Genomic DNA, 22,597 nt, shown 5'->3' with positions numbered 1-22,597 from the left:
AAAGCACACTTTTAGGGTGAAAAAAGCCATTGATTGCATAAAACTCGTCAAATCAGAAGCATGCTCCATCTGCATCATCGGATCTTTGCTACAATGCCCAGCACATCAAATATTGAGGGATTCTCGTGCGTGCCTTATTACAACGAGTACTTGAAGCCAAAGTTGTCGTCGACGGTCAAGTAACGGGTGAAATTCAACATGGCTTGCTGGTCTTTTTAGGGCTAGGCAAAGAAGATCAGCTGGAAAAAGGCAAAAAGCTGATTGATAAAATTTTGAAGTACCGCATTTTTGATGATGAACAAGGCAAGATGGGCTGGAATGTGACGCAAGCACAAGGGGGCTTGTTACTGGTGTCGCAATTTACCCTGATGGCACAAACCCAAAAAGGCTTGCGTCCCGATTTCGGTCCTGCGATGCCCCCTGATGCAGCCAAAGTCTTGTATGAGCAACTGGTCGAGTATGCCAAATCACAATTTGATCAGGTAGAAACGGGTATTTTTGCTGCGGATATGAAAGTCCACTTAATTAATGATGGACCCGTGACCTTTCAGCTCGAAGTCGAATAAATCCTCACAACATAAAAAAAGCCCACAGCATGCTGTAGGCTTTTTTATAAAGGCTATCCTAATAACACTTAGCGACCTGTCTTTTCTTTTAAAAATTGACGTGCCAACTGAATCTTTTCTTTCACGGGTTTAGGTAGCTTTGGTGGAATCAATTTTGCCGCCTTGTTGAACCACACCAATAGACTGAAATCGCCTTCCATCTTGATGCTGCCATTTTGCATGCCAGTCATGAATGCTGATGGATCGCCTTTTAATAAGGTTTTGACGCCTTGCTCGCTATCCGCAAATTGCAAAATAAAATCCGCTTTCTCAGCATCACCTGAAACTGTATCAATTTGTCCATTGTCGATAATAATCTGACGCGCCACGCCTAGATCTGTCCCAATTTGGATACGGAATTGACGGTCATGAATCAACTCAATAAATTTAGGACTTGTACGAGCCAGTTGTTTCATGCGTAAAACCAAACTCGCCACAAGGAGATCAAGTGGGTCCGTGCTCACATCGACCAAAGGTAGCTTTACAACTGGAATTGAAGACAGTTTCATGACGTTTGAAGCCTATTGTAATTGTAGAAAAATTGACTGCTCCATCCTACCATAACTTAATTCCGATGGAAGCTAGGCTTTGTATAACAATCCAGATCTGAACACCAATGTCACAGCATGAAATTCTATTCCGATCACAAAAGCATCCTTGTTTTGTCGAATCTGTAAGGCGGAAAACTTTGAGTGGAAGAATTCTTTTTGATCAAAATTAGACGGATGGCGGGAACGCGCGTTTTGTCGCCCCGTGAATAAGTATGACTTTGCCTGAATAAACGGCACGGTTACTACTTTTTATTATTTTCACTGAACCTAAAACTATGCTCCCTCTCATCTGTGATGAAAAGGAGCCTCGAAATTAACGACTACTGTATTGCTGATCATCTTCATACACAGGGGTATGCTCGATATAACGGCGTTTTGAGCTGGCACGCTCTGCACGACGGTCTTCACGGAACAATAACAAGCTGAGCATGCCCATGGCGATGCTAACCGCTGCCAGATAGCTGTATGCCATCGGTAATTCAAACACGACCTGAGTGCTCAAACGGATCATTTCAAGCAGGCCCCAGAACATCATGCCTGCGAACATAAAGCTCAGCCAACGACGATAAGGCGAGAAGAAAACCGCAATCAATGCAACAGCCACACAACTCAAGCCAATTATGGTTGCTAAATTCGCTGTGACCATAAAAACCTCCGTCTTCAATGGGAATGGTGTCTGGGCAGATGCCCGACCAGCAATCCTCACGACCTATATTAATTTTGTGAAATTTGTCTATCTATGTCTCTATGCAAGCATTATGAGCAGTTTTAAACAGAAAAAAAGGCATGCTTTTTTATTGAGCGACATACATTGTCGCAATATTATTTTGTCATTACATTTTTTGTCATTTCGACTTGAAGGGAAGCAAGAGAAGCTATGAGTTGGCGTGTCATTACAAAAAAACAACGGGTTTTCACACGGGAAAAATTATTTTTTTCTCTATGGAAAATCATCTGGTCGGCATGCAAATGGCAGACGAATTTTTTATACAAAACTCATCAGCAAGAACACAAAAAGCGCAATCCGAAGATTGCGCTTTTGTCATGAAACCGCAATGATTACGCGCGGTTAAGATCTTTATCATGCACGCCCAACAGGTATAACACCCCGTCTAGACCCACGCTAGAAATTGCCTGATTGGCATTCTTACGCACCAGTGGTTTGGCACGGAAAGCTACGCCTAAACCAGCAATCGAGAGCATTGGTAAATCGTTGGCCCCATCGCCTACGGCAATGGTTTGTTCTGGCGAAATCCCCATATTGTCTGCCAGCTCACGCAATAAAAATGCCTTACGTGCGCCATCCACAATATGTCCTTTGACTTCACCTGTCACAAAGCCATCTTCCACATCCAGAATATTGGCATGCACTTCATCAATGCCAAGTTTGGCTTGTAAATACTCCGCAAAGTACTGGAAACCACCCGATAAAATTGCAGTTCGATAACCCAATGATTTTAATGTTGTAATCAGACGCTCTGCACCTTCGGTAATGGTCAGGCGTTCCGCAATTTTAGGCAGAACTGAAGCATCCAAACCTTTTAATAAGGCCACACGTGCACGGAAACTTTGCTGGAAATCCAGCTCGCCCTGCATAGCACGTTCAGTAATTTCTGCGACCTGTTCGCCCACACCTGCTTCCAATGCCAACTCATCAATCACTTCTTGTTCAATCAGGGTTGAGTCCATGTCAAAACATACCAAACGGCTATTACGGCGGTAGGCATTGTCTTCTTGCACGGCAACATCAATGCTGAGTTCAGCGGACAGGCTTAAACACGCTGCACGCATGGCGGTGGCATCCAACATCTGCCCACTTAAACCAAACTGTACGCATGAACGTTTTGGTCCTTCAGACATGTTTTGCAACTGCGGACGCCCCGATAAACGCGTCACCGTTTCAATGTTGAAACCTTGATTGGACACAATATTGGTAACAGCTTGTAAATGCGCTGCGGTCAGTTCTGGTGCCAAAGCCGTGACAATATAGCGTGTCCGTCCACCTTCACTCACCCATTGATCATATTCTGTCGAAGAGATGGGTTTAAAGCGCACTGTTAAGCCGATATCATGTGCTAGAATCAGAATTTCCTTCATGGCTAATGCTGTTGCAGTCTGGTCATCTGACGAAACAACAATACCTAGAGTCAGTTGATTATGGATGACGGCTTGTCCAACATCTAGAATTTGTAAGGAATGAGTGGACAATACCTGCATTAATCGTGTGAATTGATTAGGCTGGTCGGGTCCCAAAAATGATATAAGAATGATTTCTCGCATGAATTGACTCGGGTCTGAGCTACAACTATTGTGAGAATCATAATCGAATTTGAATAGAATTGCCTTGGAAGTTTACGTTGAATGCGCCTAGACAAGGGCTATTTGCTAGCCTACTGATAATAAGTTTTGCACTTCATACCTTTTTATTGGTGATTGCAACCACTCACCAACTGAATGAAAACCGTGCGAATCAGGGACAGTTGATGACCAGCCAATTGGTCACAGACAGTTTATCGGAACTTGAACCTGCCAATACCGTATCACTGGCGTTATTGGTGAATCGTTACGCCACCAATCCAAGTGTCGCCTCTATTCGAATTTTGGACGGCAGCAATCAGGTCTTGGCGACAGGTGGTTTATCCAAAACCCGTGATGGCGAAGTTTTTGTGCGTGATGCCTTACAAAACGAGAAAAAAGTCGGCACCATTGAAATTACCCTGATTAAACCAAGTATTGGCGAAATCTTGCGTACCCAATGGCTGGCGATTTTATTCTCGTTCTTTATTCATGGGCTGTTGTGGTTGGCGTATCGTGCGATTGCGCGTCCAAGCCGTTCTGAATATTTGGCACGCATTAACAACGAATCACGTTTAAAACACGAAATTCAAGCCTTAACCCAAGCCTTGGAACAAGAGAAGCATAATGCCGCTTTAACCATTGCGCAGGCACAACAGCAGTTCCAGAACAAAAACAAAGCCAAAGAAATTAAGCCTGTGATTGTGGATGATTGTTCTGTGGCTTTGAACATTCAATATTATGATCCAAAGCAATTGCTCGAGTCTGTGAATCAGACCGTGTCAGTACCTTATTTTAATTTGTGCCAGATTTTCTTGAACAAGAGCATTGAGCTTGCCGTTCAGCATTACAAATTAAACCGTTCGGACATAACTACCGTTCAACAATTTAATGCGCAGGGTGCCACCATTACCCTATCGGCAGATATGCCGGATGCCGTACCGTGTCTGGCCATGATTGGCACAGTATTCCAGTTGCTTTCTGATGTGCTGTATAAACGCTACCGTGAAGAAAAGCGCTTTGTGTTGCAGACGCGGAGTGGTATCTCTTCTTCAGTTGAAGCGATGCAGTTAACTGCGGTACAAGCAGCCGAACGTTTGGTGCACCAACTCTCTGCCAAAGAAAGTGCAGTGCATTTAAGCAACGAATTGTTAAAACAAATCAGCGACCATTACGACTTGGTGTCTTTGCCAAATCCGACCAATGTCTTGACCCGTCACGCCTTTATGGTAAATGGTATGGACAGCAGCATTGCTGAACTGGCGCAAAGCATTCGAACCGAAATTTTAAAAGGCAAACAGTCCAAAGCCTCTTAAGCAAAAAGCCTGACCACAGTCAGGCTTTTTTTATGTCTTTTGAAAAGCGAGATACACCTAGATTTTCTGTAGACTCTTGTTCATCAAGAATTCCTGTGCCGAATGTGGCACCTGCCCTTCAGCTACTTGGGCTTTCAACCACTCGCCAGAGGCTTGGAGTTCCCAAGTCCCGTGATGATCCGAAAGGTAATTCTGTAAACCATCTTGCAGAATCCGCTTCTTAATCTTCGGATCCAAAATTGGGAAACAGGTTTCAACCCGTGAAAACAAATTACGTCCCATCCAGTCGGCACTAGCACAATACAGTTTCTTTTCCCCGCCCTGTTCAAAATAATAGACACGGGTATGTTCCAGAAAGCGCCCGACAATTGAACGCACCCGAATATTATCGGATAGCCCTGCTAGTTGCGGCACTAAGCAACAAATGGAGCGGATAATCAGGTCAATTTTCACCCCAGCCTGCGACGCCCGATACAGAGCAGCAATCAACTGCGGTTCGGTCAGGGCATTGACCTTAATGATAATCCGCGCAGTTTTGCTCGCTTGCGCATATTCTATTTCCTGCTCAATCAGCTTGAGTAATTCAGCATGTAAGGTAAACGGTGCATGCAGCAAGGTTTTTAATTTTGCCATTTTGCCCATGCCCGTCAGTTCTTGGAACATGCGATGCACATCTTCACAGATATCGGGCTGGGTGGTCATCAAACTATAATCGGTATAGAGTTTGGCATTGCCCGCATGATAATTGCCTGTGCCTAAATGCACATAACGCACCAACTGCTGCTCTTCTCGGCGCACGATCAAAATCATTTTGGCATGGGTTTTATAGCCCACAATGCCATACACCACCACGGCGCCTGCTTCTTGCAATACATTGGCCACGGTAATGTTGGACTCTTCATCAAAACGTGCACGGAGTTCAATCACCGCGGTGACTTCTTTGCCATTGCGTGCCGCTTCTGCCAGTACCTGCACAATCTCGGAATCAGGTCCGCTACGATACAAGGTCTGTTTAATCGCCAATACATTCGGATCTTTCGCAGCTTCACGTAGCAGGCTAATCACAGGCTGGAAAGAGTCAAAAGGATGATGCAACAACACATCTTCTTTTTTCAAAATATCAAAGATGGACTGTTGCTTACGAAAAGGCTTTGGAATAACGGGATTAAAGACCGGATATTTTAAGTCTGGACGCTTAAAATTCGTGGTCAGGCGCGATAAATTGATCGGACCCGAAATCGAATACAAATGTTGTTGATCGAGATCAAATTCATTCAATAAATAATCCACAATACTACGCGGGCAATCATCTTCAATTTCCAAACGTACCGCACGCCCAAAGCGGCGTGAAGACAATTCATCTTTTAACGCTACCGCCAAATCATCGACATCTTCCGATAAAATTAAATCAGCATTACGGGTTACACGAAAGGCATAGCAGCCTGTAGCTTTCATCCCGGGGAACAAGTCACTGATATGTTGCTGAATAATCGCGGTCAGAAAGATTTGTTCTTCTTGCCCTTCCACGCTTTCAGGCAAACTGATTAAACGCGGTAATGACCGTGGTGCAGGCACAATTGCCAGTTCTATCTCGCGCCCAAAGGCATCTTTACCTTCCAAACTGACAATGAAGTTCAGGCTTTTATTGACCAAGCGCGGAAAGGGATGTGATGGATCGAGACTAATCGGGGTCAAGACTGGCTGAACTTGTTTGGCAAAATAAGCAGCGATCCACGCTTTATGCTTTTCCAAAATGTCTTGGTACTGAATAAAATGAATACCCAGCCCCTGTAACTGTGGCAGGATGGCATGATTCAAAATATCGTACTGTTCCTGTACCGCCTGATGTACCCGTTGTGACAGCTCAGCCAGTACCACATCGGTCGGAATGGCATCAGGCATACGCGTCAGCGCATTTAAATCCTGTTGCTTCATTAAACCCGCAACACGAATTTCAAAAAACTCGTCCAAATTGCGGGAGAAAATAATGAGAAAGTTGAGCCGCTCTAAAAGCGGTAAATCGGTATTGCGCGCTTGCGCCAAAACGCGTCGATTAAACTCTAGTAATGCCAATTCACGATTAAAATAAGTTTCTGATGAATGTTGAAAATTTTCCATTTTCTCTCATTATGGTTGATTTTTTTATCAACACTTTACCCTCTGTGCTTGGCATCTTAGATGGGGTTTATGACGGTTTTGTTACACTCTCCAAAAACCCAATCTACTGCCTATTTTTTATACTTAATGTTAAAATTTTATCAAATTTTGAGAATTTCGATGTAATGCTACTGAGTTTCGATCTTATCAGGGGTGTTTTTTCTCGCCCAATAGGTCGCCAATAAAGGACCTGAAATATTATGCCACAAACTAAAAATAGCACTCGGTAATGCGGTCAACGGCGCTGTCGCAAAATGAACGGCTGCCAATGCTACCCCAAGACCTGAGTTTTGCATGCCGACTTCAATCGCTACTGCCTTACTGTCGGCATAAGCTAAATGCAAAAAGCGACTGCTCCAGAAACCCAACACATATCCCAAACCATTATGCAATGCAACTACCGCAAAGATGAGCAAGCCAGAATGTAAGATCTGCGCCTTACTGCCGCCAATAATTGCCGCCACAATCAACACAATTGCAAGCACCGAAATCAGCGGCATCACCTGTAGATACTGCTGCACCTGTTGTTTGAATAGACTGCGTAGCACCAATCCCAGAATAATCGGCAATAACACCACTTGTAGAATGGAGCTCAGCATCGACCATGCATTAATGTCGATCCATTGGCTCGCCAGCAGATAAAAAATAAAGGGCGTCAGCACAGGTGCCAATAAAGTCGATACCGCAGTGCAAGCCACAGACAGAGCGGTATTGCCCTTTGCCATATAGGTAATCACATTGGATGCCGTTCCCCCTGGGCAACAACCGACCAAAATTACTCCGACTGCCAGTTCCGCAGGCAACTGAAACACGAGACACAACAGATACGCCAACAGTGGCATCACCACAAACTGCGCCACCACACCCACGCACACAGCTTTTGGGGTTTGCAAGACCGCTTTAAAATCGTCGAGCTGCATGGTCATGCCCATGCCCAGCATAATGATGCCCAGCATCCACGGAATGTAAGCTTTAAGCCAAACAAAGGCTTCGGGCAGAATCAGCGCAATTCCCGCAAACAGCAGCACCCACAAGGCAAAAGTTTTCTGAATAAAACGGCTCAATTGCAAAAATGCAGACATGCGTAAACTCAACAGCTAGACAAAGGGAAAAGTCAGATCAATCACAGTACAGGCTTATGCTGCCGCCAGAATATCTTTCAGATAAATCCGTTTCACTCCCGCAGCCAGCATATCTTGCCATGCGTGCTGTAGCGAGCCATTCAAATCAATTGCTTTGGTGGCATCTGCAATGACATAGGTGTTAAAACCTAACTGGCTGGCATCAATGGCAGTCCATGCCACGCAAAAATCGGTCGCAATGCCCACGATATACACGGTGTCAATTCCCCGTGCGTTTAAATAGCCAGCCAAACCTGTGGTGGTTTGACGATCGGCTTCCATAAATGCCGAATAACTATCAATTTCAGCATGGGTACCTTTACGAATAATCAACTGGGCTTGAGGTAAAGCCAGATCGGGATGAAAATCGGCATCATGACTGCCTTGCACACAATGTGCAGGCCACAACACTTGTGGTCCATAAGGCAATTCAATCTGCTCAAATGGCTGTTTTCCAACATGGTTCTCTGCAAAAGAAATATGCTGGGCAGGATGCCAGTCTTGGGTCAAAATAATTTGCTCAAAATAGGCACCCAGTTGATTAATTTTCGGAATAATTTGGTCTGCATGGGCAACGGCCAGATTCCCCCCAGGGGTAAATCCATTTTGTACATCCACCACAATCAGGGCTTTCTTGTTTTGCATGTGTTGCATGTCGGTGTGGCTCGCTGTTTGTTTTTGATTGTGGGCTAGCATATAACAAAACCACAGCCTTGTAGTGAACGAAGCCGTCTCCATCCATCGCTTCGCTACAAAAGCAAATAGCCCGTCATAACGGGCTATCTATACAGCATGTTCTTAATTAAGCAGTGGTTTTTTGTAGGCGTTGTACCAAAATCAACATCAACAACGCTGAAATCACAATACATGGAATGGCTGCGGACACTACGCCTGTTGCACCAAAGCCTGCGGCGAGCAATTGTCCTGCAATGGTCGGACCTAACATCGCGCCAATACGTCCCACTGCCGAAGCCATGCCCACACCTGTACCGCGTAATTCTGTTGGATAAACAATACTGCCGAAAGCATAGAGTACGCCCTGACAACCAATCACGAATGCACCAACCAATGCCGATGCCAAATACATTTGCGTCAGCGAAGCGGCTGCATTTAGTGCAAATAGACCAGCTAAAATGCCGCCATACATTAACAAGATGACATAGGCTTTTTTCCAGCGGTCTGTCAGCATGCCTAAAATAACCGTACCCACTGTCGCACTTAACATGAAGTAGAACTGTGCCGTACTGCCTTCTTTGCGGGAAAAGCCAAGTTCCATGAACAAAGATGGTAACCAACTCAGCATGATGTACACCACCATCAAGGTGAAGAAATAGCTCACCCAGATTAAGCCTGTACGCATCAGATTGTGTCGATTAAATAAATCCTGAAAAGTGGATGGTGCCGCAGTGTCATCTTCAGCACGGGTTTGTGCTTTTAAGAATTCACGTGACTCAGGCAAGAACTTGATCATGATCGGAAGCACGATGATCGGAAGCAACCCGCCCAAATAGAAAATGTTTTTCCAATTCGAACCAAAATCCAGACTGGCGATATAAGACAAAATGGCAGCGCCCACCGGCATACCACAATACATCAAGCCGACCGCACGCCCACGCTTTTCAGGACTGACCGCTTCGGAAGCCAAAGTAATCAATAACGGCATGGCTGCACCCAAGCCTGCACCCGCCAAAAAACGGACCAGCAATAAACTATAAAAACTGTTGACCCAGACCGTACATAAGGTAAAGACCGCAAACACCGCAACCGACCAAACCAACACGGTTTTACGTCCTATACGGTCGGCAAAGCGTCCGCCAACCAATGCCCCGGGCAATAGACCTAAAATACCTGCACTAAAAAATACGCCCAACTGGGAACTGTCTAAGGCAAAATGTTCACGAATCCCTGCTGCGGCAATCCCCGCAGCCTGAATATCCAACCCTTCAATGACAGCAATTAAAAAGCAAATGGCAACCGTAATGACCGAGTGCTGCTTGTCTGATGATGCATTCATCTCAAAATCCTTGTTCTAACCCCTCCAATGAACAACAATCATCTGTGAAGCGCACATTTTAATTAACTCGTCTTAAGTGGAAGATTTTTAGACTTTTTTTATCAATTAAGAGATAAATCACATTTTATGCGTTCAGCCGCTCTAGTCTTAAAATCAATTAATGCAAATGAAATTCGACTAAATTAGTCAACAATTCAACACAACATGAAGTACTTAGCACAGCATTGCACTGAATTTCTGAATATGGAGTTATCGTTAAAATTTATGATTCGCGTTGTTTTTAGTGATCATTCTGCTTAAATTTAAGCAGACCAAATAGAGCTATAAGCTCTTGATTAAGTCCTATAAGCTCTTAATCTTGTTTGTTTTTCTACGATAAAGTTTTGAAAAATATATTTTCAGCTGGCATCTGAAACCTGTGTTTTGTAATTTTACTGCACTTTATTTTTGCTTTTTTTAAAGTTTTGAGTCGCTTTGACTAAAGCATATTGTTCTTCATCGCTTGTTCAGTCATAATTTGCGTAAGCATTATTCAATTCGCCATAATCTAATTGAAATTGCTATAAATCAAAATACGCACCCATCCACCTCACGTTTTTCACTTCACTGGATGGACAAATAGGATATTTTTTCAAAATGACTCAGCAAGCACAGATCATTCAAGGCTCAATAGTCGCAATCGTCACCCCAATGTTTGAAGATGGCAGCGTAGATTGGAAGGGTCTTGAGAAGCTCGTTGAGTGGCACATAGAACAGGGAACAAACAGTATTGTTGCAGTTGGAACAACTGGTGAAGCTTCTACATTAAGCATGGCTGAACATACACAAGTGATTAAAGAAGTCATTCGTGTAGCGAACAAACGTATTCCGATTATTGCTGGCACTGGTGCAAACTCAACACGCGAAGCGATTGAACTAACAAAAGAAGCAAAACAACTGGGTGCTGACGCAGCGCTATTGGTCACCCCATACTACAATAAACCGACCCAAGAAGGCTTATATCAGCATTATAAAGCAATTGCTGAAGCTGTTGATTTACCTCAAATTCTGTATAACGTACCTGGTCGTACTGGCGTCGACTTGGCGAATGAAACGGTCATCCGCCTTGCAGATATCCCGCAAATTGTCGGGATTAAAGATGCCACAGGTGATGTTCCGCGCGGTCAAGCCTTGATTGAAGGCTTAGCTGGCAAAGACATGGTGGTGTATTCAGGTGACGATGCAACCGCATACCAGTTAATTGAACATGGTGCCAAAGGCAACATTTCGGTTACAGCAAACGTTGCACCGAAACAAATGAGCGAAGTGTGTGCTGTTGCAATTGCAGGTGATGCTGCGCGTGCAGAAGAACTGAATGCGCAAGTTGCAAATTTACACAATATTCTATTTTGTGAATCGAACCCAATTCCTGTGAAATGGGCGCTACACGAAATGGGCTTAATTGGTACTGGCATTCGCTTACCATTAACACCTCTTGCAGAACAATACCGCGCACCGCTTCGTGAAGCGTTGGTTGCGGCAGGTATAATCAAATAAAGAGCACTATATTATGCAGTTACGTTTAGGTTTAACCCTTGCACTTTCAGTATTCAGTTTAGCGGGTTGTAGTTCACTTGCAGTTAGCAACAAATCTTTGAACTATAAAGAAACAGCAACCCTCGAACCTCTACAATATCCTGAAGGGTCAATGGTTCGTCCAGCAACGCCACTGTATCCAGCACCAACGGTTGACCCCCTTGCGATTCAACATGCGCCAAAGCTTGAAAATAGCAAGGGCAACCGTTTTGCTCTGCCTCGTCCAGACGTTGCTGCGCCAAACAGCTCAGCAACTGCTGCTTCAGAGCAAAATGCTGTGCTCGGTCGTCCGCAACTTCTGACTGATGGAAATCAAAATCCATTGCTCAAAATTGACGGAAATTCTGATACAATTTGGCAGTATACACTTGCCACGCTCAGCAGCCTGAACCAAAACATTGTGGGTCAAAGTAAAAACCGTTACGAAGTAACGCTTAAAATCGATCAGCAGATCTATGTACTGCGACTAACATCAGTAGGTTCAAGTCATAACTTGGCAGTGTTTAATGCCGACAACAGCTTTGCAGATAAAGAAAAAGCTGCAGAACTGTTAACCCAGATTTACCAAAACTGGCCGGCCTAGATCTTACTAGGCATTTTTTTTTGCAAAAGGTTCCCCCATGTTAAAACAAACCTTGCTCTATACTGGTAAAGCGAAATCTGTGTATGAAACAGATAGTCAAGACCACCTGATTTTAGTATTTCGTGATGATGCCTCTGCGTTCAATGGCGAAAAAATCGAACAACTAGATCGTAAAGGCAAGGTGAACAACCGTTTTAACGCCTTTATCATGGAGCAACTGGCTGCTGCAGGCATTGAAACTCATTTTGAAAAACTACTTTCTCCAACTGAAGTGTTGGTGAAGAAATTAGACATGATTCCTGTGGAATGTGTGATTCGTAACTATGCAGCGGGTTCATTGTGCCGTCGCCTAGGTGTTGAAGAAGGCAAAGAATTGACTCCGCCAACATTTGAATTGTTCTTCAAAGATGACGCGCTTGGCGATCCAATGGTGAACGAATCTCAAGCGATTGCTTTAGGTTGGGCAACTGCTCCGCAACTGGAAAAAATGAAAGAACTCACTTACCAAGTGAACAACGTTCTTAAAGCACTTTTCGACAAAGGCAACATGATTTTGGTCGACTTCAAACTTGAGTTTGGTGTATTCCATGACCGCATCGTGTTAGGTGACGAATTCTCTCCAGACGGTTGCCGTCTATGGGACAAAGACACCAAGAAAAAATTAGACAAAGACCGTTTCCGCCAAGGTTTAGGTGGTGTGGTTGAAGCTTATGAAGAAGTTGCTGCACGTATTGGCATCGACCTTTCAGACATCTAATCCTGTCTGAAGCTTCAAAATAAAAAACCGAGTCTGATGGCTCGGTTTTTTATGCACTGCATAAAATGCTTTCAATCTAGATCATCTGAATTAAATCCGAACCATCTTTTTTATACTTGGACACGTAAATCTTTGGTGGTGTCCATCACCAATAAACTGGTGATGGAAGAAATCGCTGGAATGGTCCCTAAAACATCGGTATGGAATTTCTTATAAGATTTAATATCTGACACTTCAACTCTGAGCAAATATTCCACCGCCCCAGTAATGGTATGGCATTCAGTGACTTCAGGTGCAGCCTCTATCACCTCTTCGAAATGCGTTAAAGAGGCCTTGGAATGACTCGACAAGCCGATGGTCACATAGACAATCAAGCCAATACCTAACAGAGAACGATCAATAATGGCTTTATAACCCTTGATCACGCCCCTTTTTTCTAATTCTTGCACTCGTCGTAAACATGCAGATGCAGACAAACCGACGCGCTCCGCAAGTTTGGCATTGGTTAAGTGTGCATCGCTTTCAAGCTCACACAATATTCTTCGGTCTAAGCGATCCAATTCAATCATTTATTGCAATTTATTTAAATTTTAAGCTCAATATACAATCAAATTGTGTCTGATCAACAATAAAATTCTGTTTATTTTCCGTGTATAGCAGCATGAATAGCAGCCTTTTTATCTCTTATTTGCTTTTTTGTTTGGTCATGACCAGCACACCAGGTCCCAATAATGTCTTGGTCATGCTTTCAGGTGCGCGTTTTGGACTCAAGAAAACCCTGCCTTTAATTTTAGGCATTGCCTGCGGTGTTGCCTTACAACTAATCGCTATAGGCATGGGACTCAACCAAGTCTTTCAATGGTTTCCTGCACTGCAATTGCTCTTCAGTCTGATCGGAACTGCCTATCTTCTCTGGCTGGCATGGAAAATTGCGATGAGCGGTCCGCTACAGATCACGCTTGAAGAAAAACCCGCCATGGGCTTTGTGCAAGGTACAATTTTTCAGTGGGTCAACCCCAAAGCATGGGTCATGTCGATAAGCACCATTGCCACCTACTTTGCGGTCAACCCTCAATTCAGTGCCATTGTGTATGCTGCCTTAATTTTACTCTTGATCTCGATTCCATGTGTCGGCATCTGGGCGGTTGCAGGCAAGTTTTTACGTCGTCTGCTCATGCAGCCCAAATTTGCCTGCATTTTCAATCTCAGCATGGCACTGACTCTACTGCTCGCAGTCTTACCTGCTTGCTTAGAATTCATCAAACTGCAGGCTTAAATTGCTGATTGGATGTACATTTGAATCAGATTATTAAGTAAAACTGTAAAAAAAAGCAGCAACTGTGTACGCCATAGCGTACACAGCTTCAAGATTTTTCCCACTATGTGCTGTATTGGCTTTTAAATATGATGAAGGATTGCAAATAGGATGTTGCAAAACAAAATGAACCTAAGCCGTAAAAATGCCCAAATTTCCACCAATATAAAGGTGGAAAGCTGAATAAACCACCAATAAATGGAAGTTTTGGTATATATGTTGCTTTTATTTCAAAGCAAAAGGTGGAGTAAGTTTTGTCTTCGTCTTATTTTTTTGAAATTTGATTTTTTACGGATGCTATATTTACGATGAAAAGCTGGCAAAAGAAAGTTTTACTTTCAACTACATTAATGCTGACAGCGCTTGGCAGTACTGTTCAAGCCAAAGAATGGAAAGTCATTCGTTTCGGTACCGAATCTGCTTATGCACCTTTTGAATATAAGACCCCTGATAACAAGTTGGTAGGTTTTGACATCGACTTAGGTAATGCCATTTGTGCCAAATTAAAAGCCAAATGTGTCTGGGTAGAAAACTCATTTGACGGCATGATTCCTGCCCTCAAAGCGAAAAAATTTGATGGTATCTTGTCTTCGATGACCGTTACTGCGGATCGCTCGAAACAAATTGCGTTCAGTAATAAAATCTACAACACGCCAACCCGTATGGTTGCGAAGAAAGGTTCTCCATTACAACCAACCGTTGCTTCACTCAAAGGCAAACGTGTGGGTGTACAACAAGGCACCATCCAAGAAGGCTATGCGAAAGCCTATTGGGCGCCTAAAGGCGTGAATGTGGTTCCTTATCCGAACCAAGACGTACTTTACCAAGACATGGTGTCTGGGCGTCTAGATGCAACATTACAAGATGCAATTATGGTCGATGGCGGCTTCCTTAAATCACCAAAAGGCAAAGCCTTTGCCTTTGCGGGTGGTAACGTGGTCGATGCTAAAACCCTTGGCGTAGGTGCTGCGATTGGCTTACGTAAAGAAGATGTTGATCTGAAAAAAGACATTGATAAAGCTTTAGCGGCAATTATTGCCGATGGAACATACAAAAAACTCGAGAAAAAATACTTCTCCTTCAGTATTTATTGATGACAAAAATGTCGGTTTTAAACCGACATTTTTTATATGCAACTGAATTTCATCAATATTGTATTTATAGTTTTTGTTCGGAGTAGATGAGTATGTTTTTGTCTGGTTATGGTCCCGTGTTGCTTGAGGGCACTTGGATGACCATACAGCTTGCATTGTTATCACTGTTACTTTCCATCGTGATTGGATTGATCGGTGCGAGTTCTAAACTCTCTAGTCTTAAAATTGTCCGCAATATTGCGACTGCGTATACCACCCTCATTCGTAGTGTGCCTGATCTGGTGATCATGCTCCTAATGTTTTACAGCCTACAACTGGGTCTCAATTCAATTACAGAATCTCTGAACATGGATCAGATTGACATCAATCCATTTGTTGCAGGTGTAATTACCTTGGGCTTTATTTATGGTGCATATTTTACCGAAACATTTCGTGGTGCATTTCAAGCTGTACCCAAAGGTCAAATGGAAGCCGCTTTCGCTTATGGCATGACCCCATTGCAAGTGTTTCGACGTGTCCTCTTTCCACAAATGATGCGTTTTGCCTTGCCGGGGATTGGCAACAACTGGCAAGTGCTGATTAAAGCCACGGCTTTGGTCTCGCTGATTGGCTTAACCGACATTGTGAAAATTACCCAAGATGCAGGTCGTAGCACCATGGACGTCTTTTATTTCAGTGTGATTGCTGCGGTCATTTATCTTGCTATTACCACGGTGTCGAATCTGATCCTGATGTGGTTGGAACGTCGTTATTCTGTTGGCGTGAAAAAGGGACAACTATGATTGAAATTCTTCAACAATATTGGCAGTCGTACCTTTGGACCGATGGTTTTCAAATGACAGGCGTGGCCATGACGGCATGGCTGTTGGTACTTTCTATTGCCATTGGCTTTGTACTGGCAGTGCCATTATCCATTGCCCGCGTATCGGAAAATCCTTTTTTACGCCTGCCTGTGTGGCTATATACCTATGTGTTTCGTGGTACGCCACTGTATGTGCAACTCCTGATTATTTACACCGGTATTTATAGTCTCGAATATATTCATGCGCATGAACGCCTAGATGAGTTCTTCCGCGAAGGCTTGAACTGTACTATTTTGGCTTTTGCCCTGAATACCGCAGCCTACACCACGGAAATTTTTGCAGGCGCCATTCGCTCTATTCCTTATGGCGAAATTGAAGCTGCTCGTGCTTTTGGCATGTCTCCGTGGAAGCGTTATACCCGTATTATCATTCCATCCATGTTACGCCGCGCATTGCCGTTCTATGGCAATGAAGTCATTTTAATGCTGCATGCGACCACGATTGCCTTTACCGCAACCGTGCCTGACATTTTAAAAATTGCACGCGATGTGAATGCGGCTACCTATGCCACATTTGATGCCTTCGGGATCGCGGCAATCTTGTACGCATGTTTGGCATTTATCTTGATTTGGATATTCCGCAAACTGGAACAACGTTGGTTGGCATTTTTAAAACCATCGAATCATTAGGAGAAACATAGATGGAAAACTCAGCAAAACTGGTGATTCGTGATTTACATAAAACCTTTGGTGACAATGAAGTGCTTAAAGGGGTGTCACTGGATGCCAATGCAGGCGATGTGATCAGTATTATTGGATCTTCGGGTTCAGGTAAAAGTACTTTCTTACGCTGTATCAACTTCTTGGAACAGCCGAGCCAAGGCTCGATTCAGCTGAATGGCGAGAAACTAGACACGGTGATCGACAAGTCTGGCAACCTTAAAGCCACCAGTCCACGACAGCTACAAAAAATGCGTACCCAACTCATGATGGTGTTCCAGCATTTCAACTTATGGTCACATATGACCGTACTGGAAAACATCATAGAAGGTCCAATGCATGTTTTGGGCTTAAAACGTGCCGAAGCAGAAGAGCGTGCACGCAAATATTTAAGAAAAGTCGGATTGGCTGAAAGTGTAGAAGGCAAATACCCATCGTTCTTATCTGGCGGACAGCAGCAACGCGTTGCGATTGCACGTGCATTGGCCATGGAACCTGAAGTGATGTTGTTCGATGAGCCTACCAGTGCCCTAGACCCTGAGTTGGTCGGTGAAGTACTGAAAGTCATGCAAAGTTTGGCTGAAGAAGGTCGCACCATGATTGTGGTCACGCATGAAATGGGCTTTGCCCGCCATGTCTCTAATCATGTGATTTTCTTGCATCAAGGCAAAATTGAAGAACAAGGTGACCCGAAAGAAGTGCTGGTCAATCCGAAAAGTGAACGCTTAAAACAATTTTTAGAAGGCAACTTTAAATAAATGTTGTTGTACGCCACAGCGTACAACAATTCAGGAAAATCTCCTCTATGTCACACACGCTGTTTTGCATATGATGGGGACATAGAGAACAGGAAGTTCCAACACATAAAACAATAATGATAAGTGGCAACACCAGGATGTGAGGTACGACAGGAGTTATACCTAAACAGTGCATACGAAAAAGCCCGACAGGATGTCGGGCTTTTTTATGTCTGTAGTTCTGGCTTCAATTACTGTTGCTGTTGTTCTTGCATCCAGCGACGTTGCTGTAAACGCTCACCTTCCACTTCACGTTTATTACGCGCAGACTCGTACAGCTTGGTGCCTTTTAATTCAGGCGGCAAATAATCCTGCAACACAAAATGTTCGGGATAGTTATGTGGATAGAGATAGTCCACTCCATAGCCCTGCTGCTTCATCAGTTTGGTCGGGGCATTGCGTAAATGTAGCGGCACAGGCAAATTAGCCGTTCTTTCTGCCAACTCCAAAGCCTTATTGATGGCCAAATAGGTACTGTTACTTTTGGCACTGGTCGCCAGATAAACCGCACATTGCCCTAAAATAATTCGCGCTTCAGGCATGCCAACCGCTTGAACTGAACGGAAACACTCCCCTGCCAGCAACAAAGCATTCGGGTTTGAATTGCCAATATCTTCCGATGCAGAAATGAGCATGCGACGCGCAATAAACACAGGGTCTTCACCACCCTTCAGCATCCGCGCCATCCAATACAAAGCGGCATCGGGGTCACTACCACGAATAGACTTGATAAAAGCCGAAACCAAATCATAATGCTGCTCGCCCGATTTGTCGTAACGGGCAATATTTTGCTGGGCAACACGCACCACAATGGCATTGGTGATGGTGTTCTCGACATCGGCTTCAAAGGTACTGGCAATCAGATCCAATAAGTTCAGTGCCTTCCGTGCATCACCTGCAGCAAACTGAATTAAGGCATCAAACTCTTCAATCTGGATGTAACGTTGTTTTAAGAAAGTGTCCTGTTGTACCGCACGCAGTATCAATTCCTGAATTGCCTCATTGCTGAGTGCATTCAAGGTATAGACCTGACAGCGTGACAATAAGGCACTGTTTACTTCAAAGGATGGGTTTTCGGTGGTCGCACCAATCAAAGTAATTTTACCTTTCTCGACCGCATTTAACAGTGCATCTTGCTGTGACTTGTTAAAGCGATGAATCTCATCAATAAACACCACTGGGGTGAGTAAATCACCACTTTCCGCAATAATTTCCCGAAGTTCTTTAACACCCGTATTCAATGCCGATAGACTGACAAAAGGGCGGTCTACCGCCTGCGCCAACAACAAAGCAATGGTGGTTTTCCCCACCCCTGGCGGTCCCCAGAAAATAATCGAAGGCAAATGCCCCTGATCAATCATCTGACGTAACGGTGCCTGCTCGCCCAACAAATGCTCTTGCCCAATAATTTCAGACAAATCACGAGGACGAAGACGTTCTGGAAGCGGAATCTGGGTGTCTGACATACGGTTATTTCAGCCAATAAATGTGGCTCTAGTCTACACTGGAATGCTCATCCGACTGAACACCTGAATGCGGAAGATCCGACTAGAATAAATGGTAGTTCAAAACATCCAGTAAAGATGCCGAGAACATTTGTCCATGACTCCGATTTGGATACAGCAGCAATTTACTGTGCACCCCACGCTGTTCAAAGCTGGCAATCACTTGGCGATTATCCTGCAAGGTATTCGGATTAAAATTCGGGCTGGCACGTCCCTGATGTTGGGCAGCCAAATCTCCTTCCATGACCCATAAGCTTGGCGTTTGCGCTGTGGCTGCCACTTTACTGTGTAGATTTTTCATGATCCGTGCATCTGCCCATGACAAAGATGGACTTGCCGCAAAATAATGACTGAAATATTGCGGATGCAGCAGACTATCCAGCACAAATAAACCGCCATAAGAATGTCCCCACAAGGCTTGTCGCTGAGGATCTAATTGTACTTGAGAAGCCACCCACGGCTGGATCTGTTGTAACAGTACTTCGCGAAACTGGGCGCTGCCCCCGCTTAAACGTTCGGGCTGACGTGGGTCTGCCGCAATACGTCCTGTTTCATCCGCAGGGGTATAGTCCACAGCACGGGCAGCGGTATCAAAGGGTAATGCCGTGTCATAGCCAATTGCCACCAAGACGGGTGCCTGTTGCGTACTGAGTTTTTGTAGCAGCTCTTCGCTTAAATAAGACATGGCCGAATTACCATCCAGCATAAATAATGCGGGTGCTGGCTTGGCTTGGGGCTGTACGCTTCGCGGTAGTCCTAACCAGACCTTGTAGCGACGTTGCTGATCTGCGGAGCTAAAATAATGGATTTGAAACTGATAATAGGCTGAACCCGTATCTGCAATATTGGGGCCTAAGGCATTAAGGTTCGGCTTCGCCTGTAGCTGAGTGGTCAGCACAAAAAGACTCAGGCACATCCAGCCTGCCCATAGCGCAGCCTTAAAACGAACAATTGACATCTCAATCTCTCAGCAGTGATCAAGCACCGCTCATATTACTGAGATTAAGAATTATTATCAATTAAATCCAAGAGAAGAATTAGCGTACCCAGCGCACAATATATTCATCAATCTCATCTTCATTGACTTCAGTTTCTGAAATACAGCGTCCCGCCACCGACTTTCGGGCTTGAATCACACTTTGTCGTGATCCTGTATTCAGATAATGCCAAGAAGGTAAATTCTTGCCTTCACTCAGGCGTCGATAAGCACAACTGGCAGGCAACCAATGAATTTGTTCTAATTTTTCTGGGGTGAGCTGAATACAGTCTGGCACATACTGCAAACGTTCAGGATAATTGCTACAACGCGCACTACTGCAATCTAATAGCTTACACGCCACTTTGGTGTACGCCACTTCATGGGTATCTTCATCTTCAAGTTTCACCAGACAGCATAAGCCACAGCCATCGCATAATGCCTCCCACTCTTGTGGATTCAAGGCTTCAAGCGGATATTTTTTCCAGAACTGCGGGCGTAATTCACTAGACATGGTCGGCAAAAATCAAAAATAACATGACTATTATATCAATAAATTCCTGCAACAATGCAGCAATCTCTTTTACGTTAAATCATAGGCTTACTCTAAGATGCGAACATTTTTTAGACAAAAGCGCAACAGTCCCCGTGCCGACCCGAACCTATACTGAATGGCAAGACAACAACAACATGGAGAAGACTTATGTTCCGTTGGGCGATTATTTTTGCAGTGATTGCATTAATTGCAAGCTTACTCGGCTTTGGTGGTGTTGCAGGGCTATCCAAAGACTTTGCAGTGATCTTATTGGTCGTTGCCGTCATTTTAGCCATTATCGGCTTTATCTCGAGAGGGAAAGCTTAGATTACGGTCATCAGGTTAACTCAAAAAAAGAAGGATTTTTCCTTCTTTTTTTGGCTTGAATTTCAGCAATTTCGGCAAAAATTTCAGAAAGCATGATGTCATCATCATCTCTCTACTTAAATTCAAGAATATAAAATCATGTTAATTATTAATATATTAAACCTATATTCTTAGATTTTATGATGTTTTTTTACACTTCTTTGCTGCATCGACATCAATTTTTAAAAATGATTGATTATTTTTATGCTTTAATCAGTAAATTCTCATACGCAACAATACTAAGGACTAAAGGATGACCACCAACATTCAGACACGCGAAATTGAATATACCGCAGCCGATGGGACTCGCCTGATTGGATATTTTGCTGCACCAAGTACTGCAACACCTGTTGCTGGAATCTTGGTTGCACCTGAATGGTGGGGACGTAATGCCTATACCGAACAGCGTGCCCGTGAATTGGCAGAACATGGTTATGCCGCCTTAGCGATTGATATGTACGGCGATAAAAAAGTGACGTCCTCTGCGGCTCAAGCCAATGAATGGATGATGCAAACCTTTCAGGCACCAGACACCATTGTGACTCGTGCGTCAGCAGGACTGGCGGCATTGGCTGCACAAAACGAAGTAAATGCAGATAAACTGGCTGCAATTGGCTTCTGTTATGGCGGTAAAGTCATGCTGGATTTGGCACGTTCTGGTGCAGATCTCCAAGCTGTGGTGACCTTCCATGCCAACCTTTCAGCGCAAACGCCTGCGCAAGCGGGTCAGGTGAAAGCTGAAATCTTGGTGCTGCATGGCGAACTCGACAGCATGGTCAGCCTAGATGATGTGGCACATTTCCGTGAAGAAATGTATGCCGCGCAAGTTCCGCATGAGGTAATTGTATTTGAAGATGCCAAGCACGGTTTTAGTAACCCCGAAGCCGATGAGAAAGCCAAAACCAATGGCGTTGACTTAGGCTACAATGCTGAAGCAGAACGCCAAGGACTTGAAGCCATGTATGAATTGCTACAACGTCGTTTAGGCGAATAAAAAGTACAAAAGTAGATGCAGGATGAATCCTGCATCCATTTTAAATTTGATTGATTTTTTAAGAGGACAAGATAATGACTGAGAACAACTGCCCATACTGCAATTTTGATGAATTTGATGTCATCGATAAAAATGAGTTTGGTGTCATTTTGCCTGAGCCGAATGCACTCTCTAAAGGACATTGCGTCATTATCCCTCTACGCCATGTCAGCTCTTTCTTTGATATTACCGACAAAGAGCGTAAAAGTTTAATGTCGTTGCTAGAACTGGCACGTAACGAATTAAAGTTACGTCATCAACCTTCAGGTTTCCACGTTGGTTTTAATGATGGCACTGTGTTTGGTGAGGCGTCTGAACACCTACACATCCATATTATTCCACGTTATGAAGACCAACCCCTTAAATTAGATGCGCGTTGGGGCATGTTAAGCGAAGCTTAATCCCTTTCCCAATCTATAAAAAGATGATGCTTCGGCATCATTTTTTATTGCAAAATTTATGGCGCTCGCGCTGCAAAAA

General features: G+C 44.0%; 24 protein-coding genes. 13 read left to right on the top strand and 11 right to left on the bottom strand.

The genetic code is table 11. The features are described 5' to 3' along the window. Positions 1-125: 125 nt before the first annotated feature. Complete coding sequence (gene dtd / locus GWK51_RS04445) at positions 126-566, top strand: D-aminoacyl-tRNA deacylase (RefSeq protein ID WP_161932840.1); 441 nt, start codon at positions 126-128, stop codon at positions 564-566. 68 nt (positions 567-634) lie between these two features. Here dtd and GWK51_RS04440 read toward each other — a convergent pair whose 3' ends face one another. The 3 genes from GWK51_RS04440 to serB all read right to left on the bottom strand — a co-directional run bounded on the left by GWK51_RS04440 (position 635) and on the right by serB (position 3,436). After that, the gene (locus GWK51_RS04440) at positions 635-1,114 is read right to left on the bottom strand and encodes an SCP-2 sterol transfer family protein (RefSeq protein WP_100241127.1); all 480 of its coding nucleotides are present in this window, start codon (positions 1,112-1,114) and stop codon (positions 635-637) included. Positions 1,115-1,469: 355 nt separating this feature from the next. Next, complete coding sequence (gene aciT / locus GWK51_RS04435; RefSeq protein WP_161932839.1) at positions 1,470-1,802, bottom strand: ciprofloxacin tolerance protein AciT; 333 nt, start codon at positions 1,800-1,802, stop codon at positions 1,470-1,472. A 413-nt stretch (positions 1,803-2,215) separates the two neighbouring features. Then, a complete protein-coding gene (serB, locus tag GWK51_RS04430) occupies positions 2,216-3,436 on the bottom strand; it encodes a phosphoserine phosphatase SerB (RefSeq protein ID WP_142769914.1) in 1,221 nt (406 codons plus the stop codon). A 77-nt stretch (positions 3,437-3,513) separates the two neighbouring features. Between serB and GWK51_RS04425 the strand changes: the two genes are divergently transcribed. Further along, positions 3,514-4,767, top strand: a complete 1,254-nt coding sequence (locus GWK51_RS04425; RefSeq protein ID WP_100241124.1) for a hypothetical protein — start codon at positions 3,514-3,516, stop codon at positions 4,765-4,767. Positions 4,768-4,824: 57 nt separating this feature from the next. Here GWK51_RS04425 and ppk1 read toward each other — a convergent pair whose 3' ends face one another. From ppk1 to mhpT, 4 genes are all read right to left on the bottom strand, one after another. After that, positions 4,825-6,885, bottom strand: a complete 2,061-nt coding sequence (ppk1, locus tag GWK51_RS04420) for a polyphosphate kinase 1 (RefSeq protein WP_161932838.1) — start codon at positions 6,883-6,885, stop codon at positions 4,825-4,827. Positions 6,886-7,052: 167 nt separating this feature from the next. Then, the gene (locus tag GWK51_RS04415; protein ID WP_161932837.1) at positions 7,053-8,006 is read right to left on the bottom strand and encodes a bile acid:sodium symporter family protein; all 954 of its coding nucleotides are present in this window, start codon (positions 8,004-8,006) and stop codon (positions 7,053-7,055) included. 54 nt (positions 8,007-8,060) lie between these two features. Beyond that, positions 8,061-8,690: a bifunctional nicotinamidase/pyrazinamidase gene (gene pncA / locus GWK51_RS04410; protein WP_161933063.1), complete on the bottom strand. Its 630-nt coding sequence runs from the start codon at positions 8,688-8,690 to the stop codon at positions 8,061-8,063. A gap of 157 nt (positions 8,691-8,847) precedes the next feature. Next, entirely contained in the window at positions 8,848-10,059 is a 1,212-nt protein-coding gene (gene mhpT / locus GWK51_RS04405) for a 3-(3-hydroxy-phenyl)propionate transporter MhpT (protein ID WP_161932836.1), read from the bottom strand. Between the two features lie 636 nt (positions 10,060-10,695). On the opposite strand from mhpT, the gene dapA reads away from it, so the two are divergent. Genes dapA through purC form a run of 3 tightly spaced genes read left to right on the top strand, consistent with a single transcriptional unit; the run spans position 10,696 to position 12,974 of the window. Continuing rightward, the gene (gene dapA / locus GWK51_RS04400) at positions 10,696-11,595 is read left to right on the top strand and encodes a 4-hydroxy-tetrahydrodipicolinate synthase (protein ID WP_100241120.1); all 900 of its coding nucleotides are present in this window, start codon (positions 10,696-10,698) and stop codon (positions 11,593-11,595) included. 13 nt (positions 11,596-11,608) lie between these two features. Then, positions 11,609-12,217, top strand: a complete 609-nt coding sequence (locus GWK51_RS04395) for a lipoprotein-34 precursor (NlpB) (protein WP_161932835.1) — start codon at positions 11,609-11,611, stop codon at positions 12,215-12,217. A gap of 37 nt (positions 12,218-12,254) precedes the next feature. Then, positions 12,255-12,974: a phosphoribosylaminoimidazolesuccinocarboxamide synthase gene (purC, locus tag GWK51_RS04390; protein WP_100241118.1), complete on the top strand. Its 720-nt coding sequence runs from the start codon at positions 12,255-12,257 to the stop codon at positions 12,972-12,974. A gap of 110 nt (positions 12,975-13,084) precedes the next feature. Here the strand turns inward: purC and GWK51_RS04385 are convergent, their stop codons facing one another. Further along, a complete protein-coding gene (locus GWK51_RS04385) occupies positions 13,085-13,543 on the bottom strand; it encodes an Lrp/AsnC family transcriptional regulator (RefSeq protein WP_161932834.1) in 459 nt (152 codons plus the stop codon). Between the two features lie 137 nt (positions 13,544-13,680). Between GWK51_RS04385 and GWK51_RS04380 the strand changes: the two genes are divergently transcribed. From GWK51_RS04380 to GWK51_RS04360, 5 genes are all read left to right on the top strand, one after another. Beyond that, positions 13,681-14,250: a LysE family translocator gene (locus GWK51_RS04380; RefSeq protein ID WP_235941074.1), complete on the top strand. Its 570-nt coding sequence runs from the start codon at positions 13,681-13,683 to the stop codon at positions 14,248-14,250. A 347-nt stretch (positions 14,251-14,597) separates the two neighbouring features. Continuing rightward, complete coding sequence (locus GWK51_RS04375; protein ID WP_161932832.1) at positions 14,598-15,383, top strand: ABC transporter substrate-binding protein; 786 nt, start codon at positions 14,598-14,600, stop codon at positions 15,381-15,383. 92 nt (positions 15,384-15,475) lie between these two features. Beyond that, positions 15,476-16,165 (top strand): ABC transporter permease, encoded by a 690-nt coding sequence (locus GWK51_RS04370; RefSeq protein ID WP_100241114.1) that lies wholly within the window; start codon positions 15,476-15,478, stop codon positions 16,163-16,165. Next, positions 16,162-16,875, top strand: a complete 714-nt coding sequence (locus GWK51_RS04365) for an ABC transporter permease (RefSeq protein WP_100241113.1) — start codon at positions 16,162-16,164, stop codon at positions 16,873-16,875. Before GWK51_RS04370 ends, GWK51_RS04365 begins: the two co-directional genes overlap by 4 nt. 11 nt (positions 16,876-16,886) lie before the next feature. Continuing rightward, positions 16,887-17,663, top strand: a complete 777-nt coding sequence (locus GWK51_RS04360; RefSeq protein WP_100241112.1) for an ABC transporter ATP-binding protein — start codon at positions 16,887-16,889, stop codon at positions 17,661-17,663. Positions 17,664-17,893: 230 nt separating this feature from the next. Here GWK51_RS04360 and GWK51_RS04355 read toward each other — a convergent pair whose 3' ends face one another. From GWK51_RS04355 to GWK51_RS04345, 3 genes are all read right to left on the bottom strand, one after another. Then, a complete protein-coding gene (locus GWK51_RS04355) occupies positions 17,894-19,168 on the bottom strand; it encodes a replication-associated recombination protein A (RefSeq protein ID WP_161932831.1) in 1,275 nt (424 codons plus the stop codon). 82 nt (positions 19,169-19,250) lie between these two features. After that, positions 19,251-20,165 carry an alpha/beta hydrolase gene (locus tag GWK51_RS04350; RefSeq protein WP_161932830.1) on the bottom strand — a complete coding sequence of 305 codons (915 nt, stop codon included), beginning with the start codon at positions 20,163-20,165 and terminating at the stop codon, positions 19,251-19,253. 79 nt (positions 20,166-20,244) lie between these two features. After that, positions 20,245-20,697, bottom strand: coding sequence for a YcgN family cysteine cluster protein (locus tag GWK51_RS04345; RefSeq protein ID WP_161932829.1), 453 nt, complete (start codon positions 20,695-20,697; stop codon positions 20,245-20,247). Positions 20,698-20,886: 189 nt separating this feature from the next. Here GWK51_RS04345 and GWK51_RS04340 point away from each other — a divergent pair, with 189 nt between their 5' ends. From GWK51_RS04340 to GWK51_RS04330, 3 genes are all read left to right on the top strand, one after another. Further along, positions 20,887-21,045, top strand: a complete 159-nt coding sequence (locus GWK51_RS04340; RefSeq protein WP_016168908.1) for a DUF1328 domain-containing protein — start codon at positions 20,887-20,889, stop codon at positions 21,043-21,045. Between the two features lie 292 nt (positions 21,046-21,337). Next, complete coding sequence (locus GWK51_RS04335) at positions 21,338-22,078, top strand: dienelactone hydrolase family protein (protein WP_161932828.1); 741 nt, start codon at positions 21,338-21,340, stop codon at positions 22,076-22,078. 74 nt (positions 22,079-22,152) lie between these two features. Then, a complete protein-coding gene (locus GWK51_RS04330; protein ID WP_161932827.1) occupies positions 22,153-22,518 on the top strand; it encodes an HIT family protein in 366 nt (121 codons plus the stop codon). The last annotated feature ends 79 nt before the right edge of the window (positions 22,519-22,597 follow it).

The organism is Acinetobacter kanungonis, from assembly GCF_009939195.1.
Lineage (GTDB): Bacteria > Pseudomonadota > Gammaproteobacteria > Pseudomonadales > Moraxellaceae > Acinetobacter > Acinetobacter kanungonis.
This window is presented reverse-complemented; position numbering and strand designations above follow the sequence as displayed.

Excerpts from the sequence above, each read along its gene's own strand:
- GWK51_RS04350 (WP_161932830.1), bottom strand. The coding sequence starts at position 20,165 with ATGTCAATTGTTCGTTTTAAGGCTGCGCTATGGGCAGGCTGGATGTGC.
- GWK51_RS04355 (WP_161932831.1), bottom strand. The coding sequence starts at position 19,168 with ATGTCAGACACCCAGATTCCGCTTCCAGAACGTCTTCGTCCTCGTGAT.
- purC (WP_100241118.1), top strand. The coding sequence starts at position 12,255 with ATGTTAAAACAAACCTTGCTCTATACTGGTAAAGCGAAATCTGTGTAT.
- pncA (WP_161933063.1), bottom strand. The coding sequence starts at position 8,690 with ATGCAAAACAAGAAAGCCCTGATTGTGGTGGATGTACAAAATGGATTT.
- GWK51_RS04365 (WP_100241113.1), top strand. The coding sequence starts at position 16,162 with ATGATTGAAATTCTTCAACAATATTGGCAGTCGTACCTTTGGACCGAT.
- GWK51_RS04345 (WP_161932829.1), bottom strand. The coding sequence starts at position 20,697 with ATGTCTAGTGAATTACGCCCGCAGTTCTGGAAAAAATATCCGCTTGAA.
- GWK51_RS04380 (WP_235941074.1), top strand. The coding sequence starts at position 13,681 with ATGACCAGCACACCAGGTCCCAATAATGTCTTGGTCATGCTTTCAGGT.
- GWK51_RS04335 (WP_161932828.1), top strand. The coding sequence starts at position 21,338 with ATGACCACCAACATTCAGACACGCGAAATTGAATATACCGCAGCCGAT.
- GWK51_RS04440 (WP_100241127.1), bottom strand. The coding sequence starts at position 1,114 with ATGAAACTGTCTTCAATTCCAGTTGTAAAGCTACCTTTGGTCGATGTG.
- mhpT (WP_161932836.1), bottom strand. The coding sequence starts at position 10,059 with ATGAATGCATCATCAGACAAGCAGCACTCGGTCATTACGGTTGCCATT.
- GWK51_RS04375 (WP_161932832.1), top strand. The coding sequence starts at position 14,598 with ATGAAAAGCTGGCAAAAGAAAGTTTTACTTTCAACTACATTAATGCTG.
- GWK51_RS04395 (WP_161932835.1), top strand. The coding sequence starts at position 11,609 with ATGCAGTTACGTTTAGGTTTAACCCTTGCACTTTCAGTATTCAGTTTA.
- GWK51_RS04385 (WP_161932834.1), bottom strand. The coding sequence starts at position 13,543 with ATGATTGAATTGGATCGCTTAGACCGAAGAATATTGTGTGAGCTTGAA.
- ppk1 (WP_161932838.1), bottom strand. The coding sequence starts at position 6,885 with ATGGAAAATTTTCAACATTCATCAGAAACTTATTTTAATCGTGAATTG.
- aciT (WP_161932839.1), bottom strand. The coding sequence starts at position 1,802 with ATGGTCACAGCGAATTTAGCAACCATAATTGGCTTGAGTTGTGTGGCT.
- serB (WP_142769914.1), bottom strand. The coding sequence starts at position 3,436 with ATGCGAGAAATCATTCTTATATCATTTTTGGGACCCGACCAGCCTAAT.
- GWK51_RS04370 (WP_100241114.1), top strand. The coding sequence starts at position 15,476 with ATGTTTTTGTCTGGTTATGGTCCCGTGTTGCTTGAGGGCACTTGGATG.
- GWK51_RS04415 (WP_161932837.1), bottom strand. The coding sequence starts at position 8,006 with ATGTCTGCATTTTTGCAATTGAGCCGTTTTATTCAGAAAACTTTTGCC.
- dapA (WP_100241120.1), top strand. The coding sequence starts at position 10,696 with ATGACTCAGCAAGCACAGATCATTCAAGGCTCAATAGTCGCAATCGTC.
- GWK51_RS04360 (WP_100241112.1), top strand. The coding sequence starts at position 16,887 with ATGGAAAACTCAGCAAAACTGGTGATTCGTGATTTACATAAAACCTTT.
- GWK51_RS04340 (WP_016168908.1), top strand. The coding sequence starts at position 20,887 with ATGTTCCGTTGGGCGATTATTTTTGCAGTGATTGCATTAATTGCAAGC.
- GWK51_RS04330 (WP_161932827.1), top strand. The coding sequence starts at position 22,153 with ATGACTGAGAACAACTGCCCATACTGCAATTTTGATGAATTTGATGTC.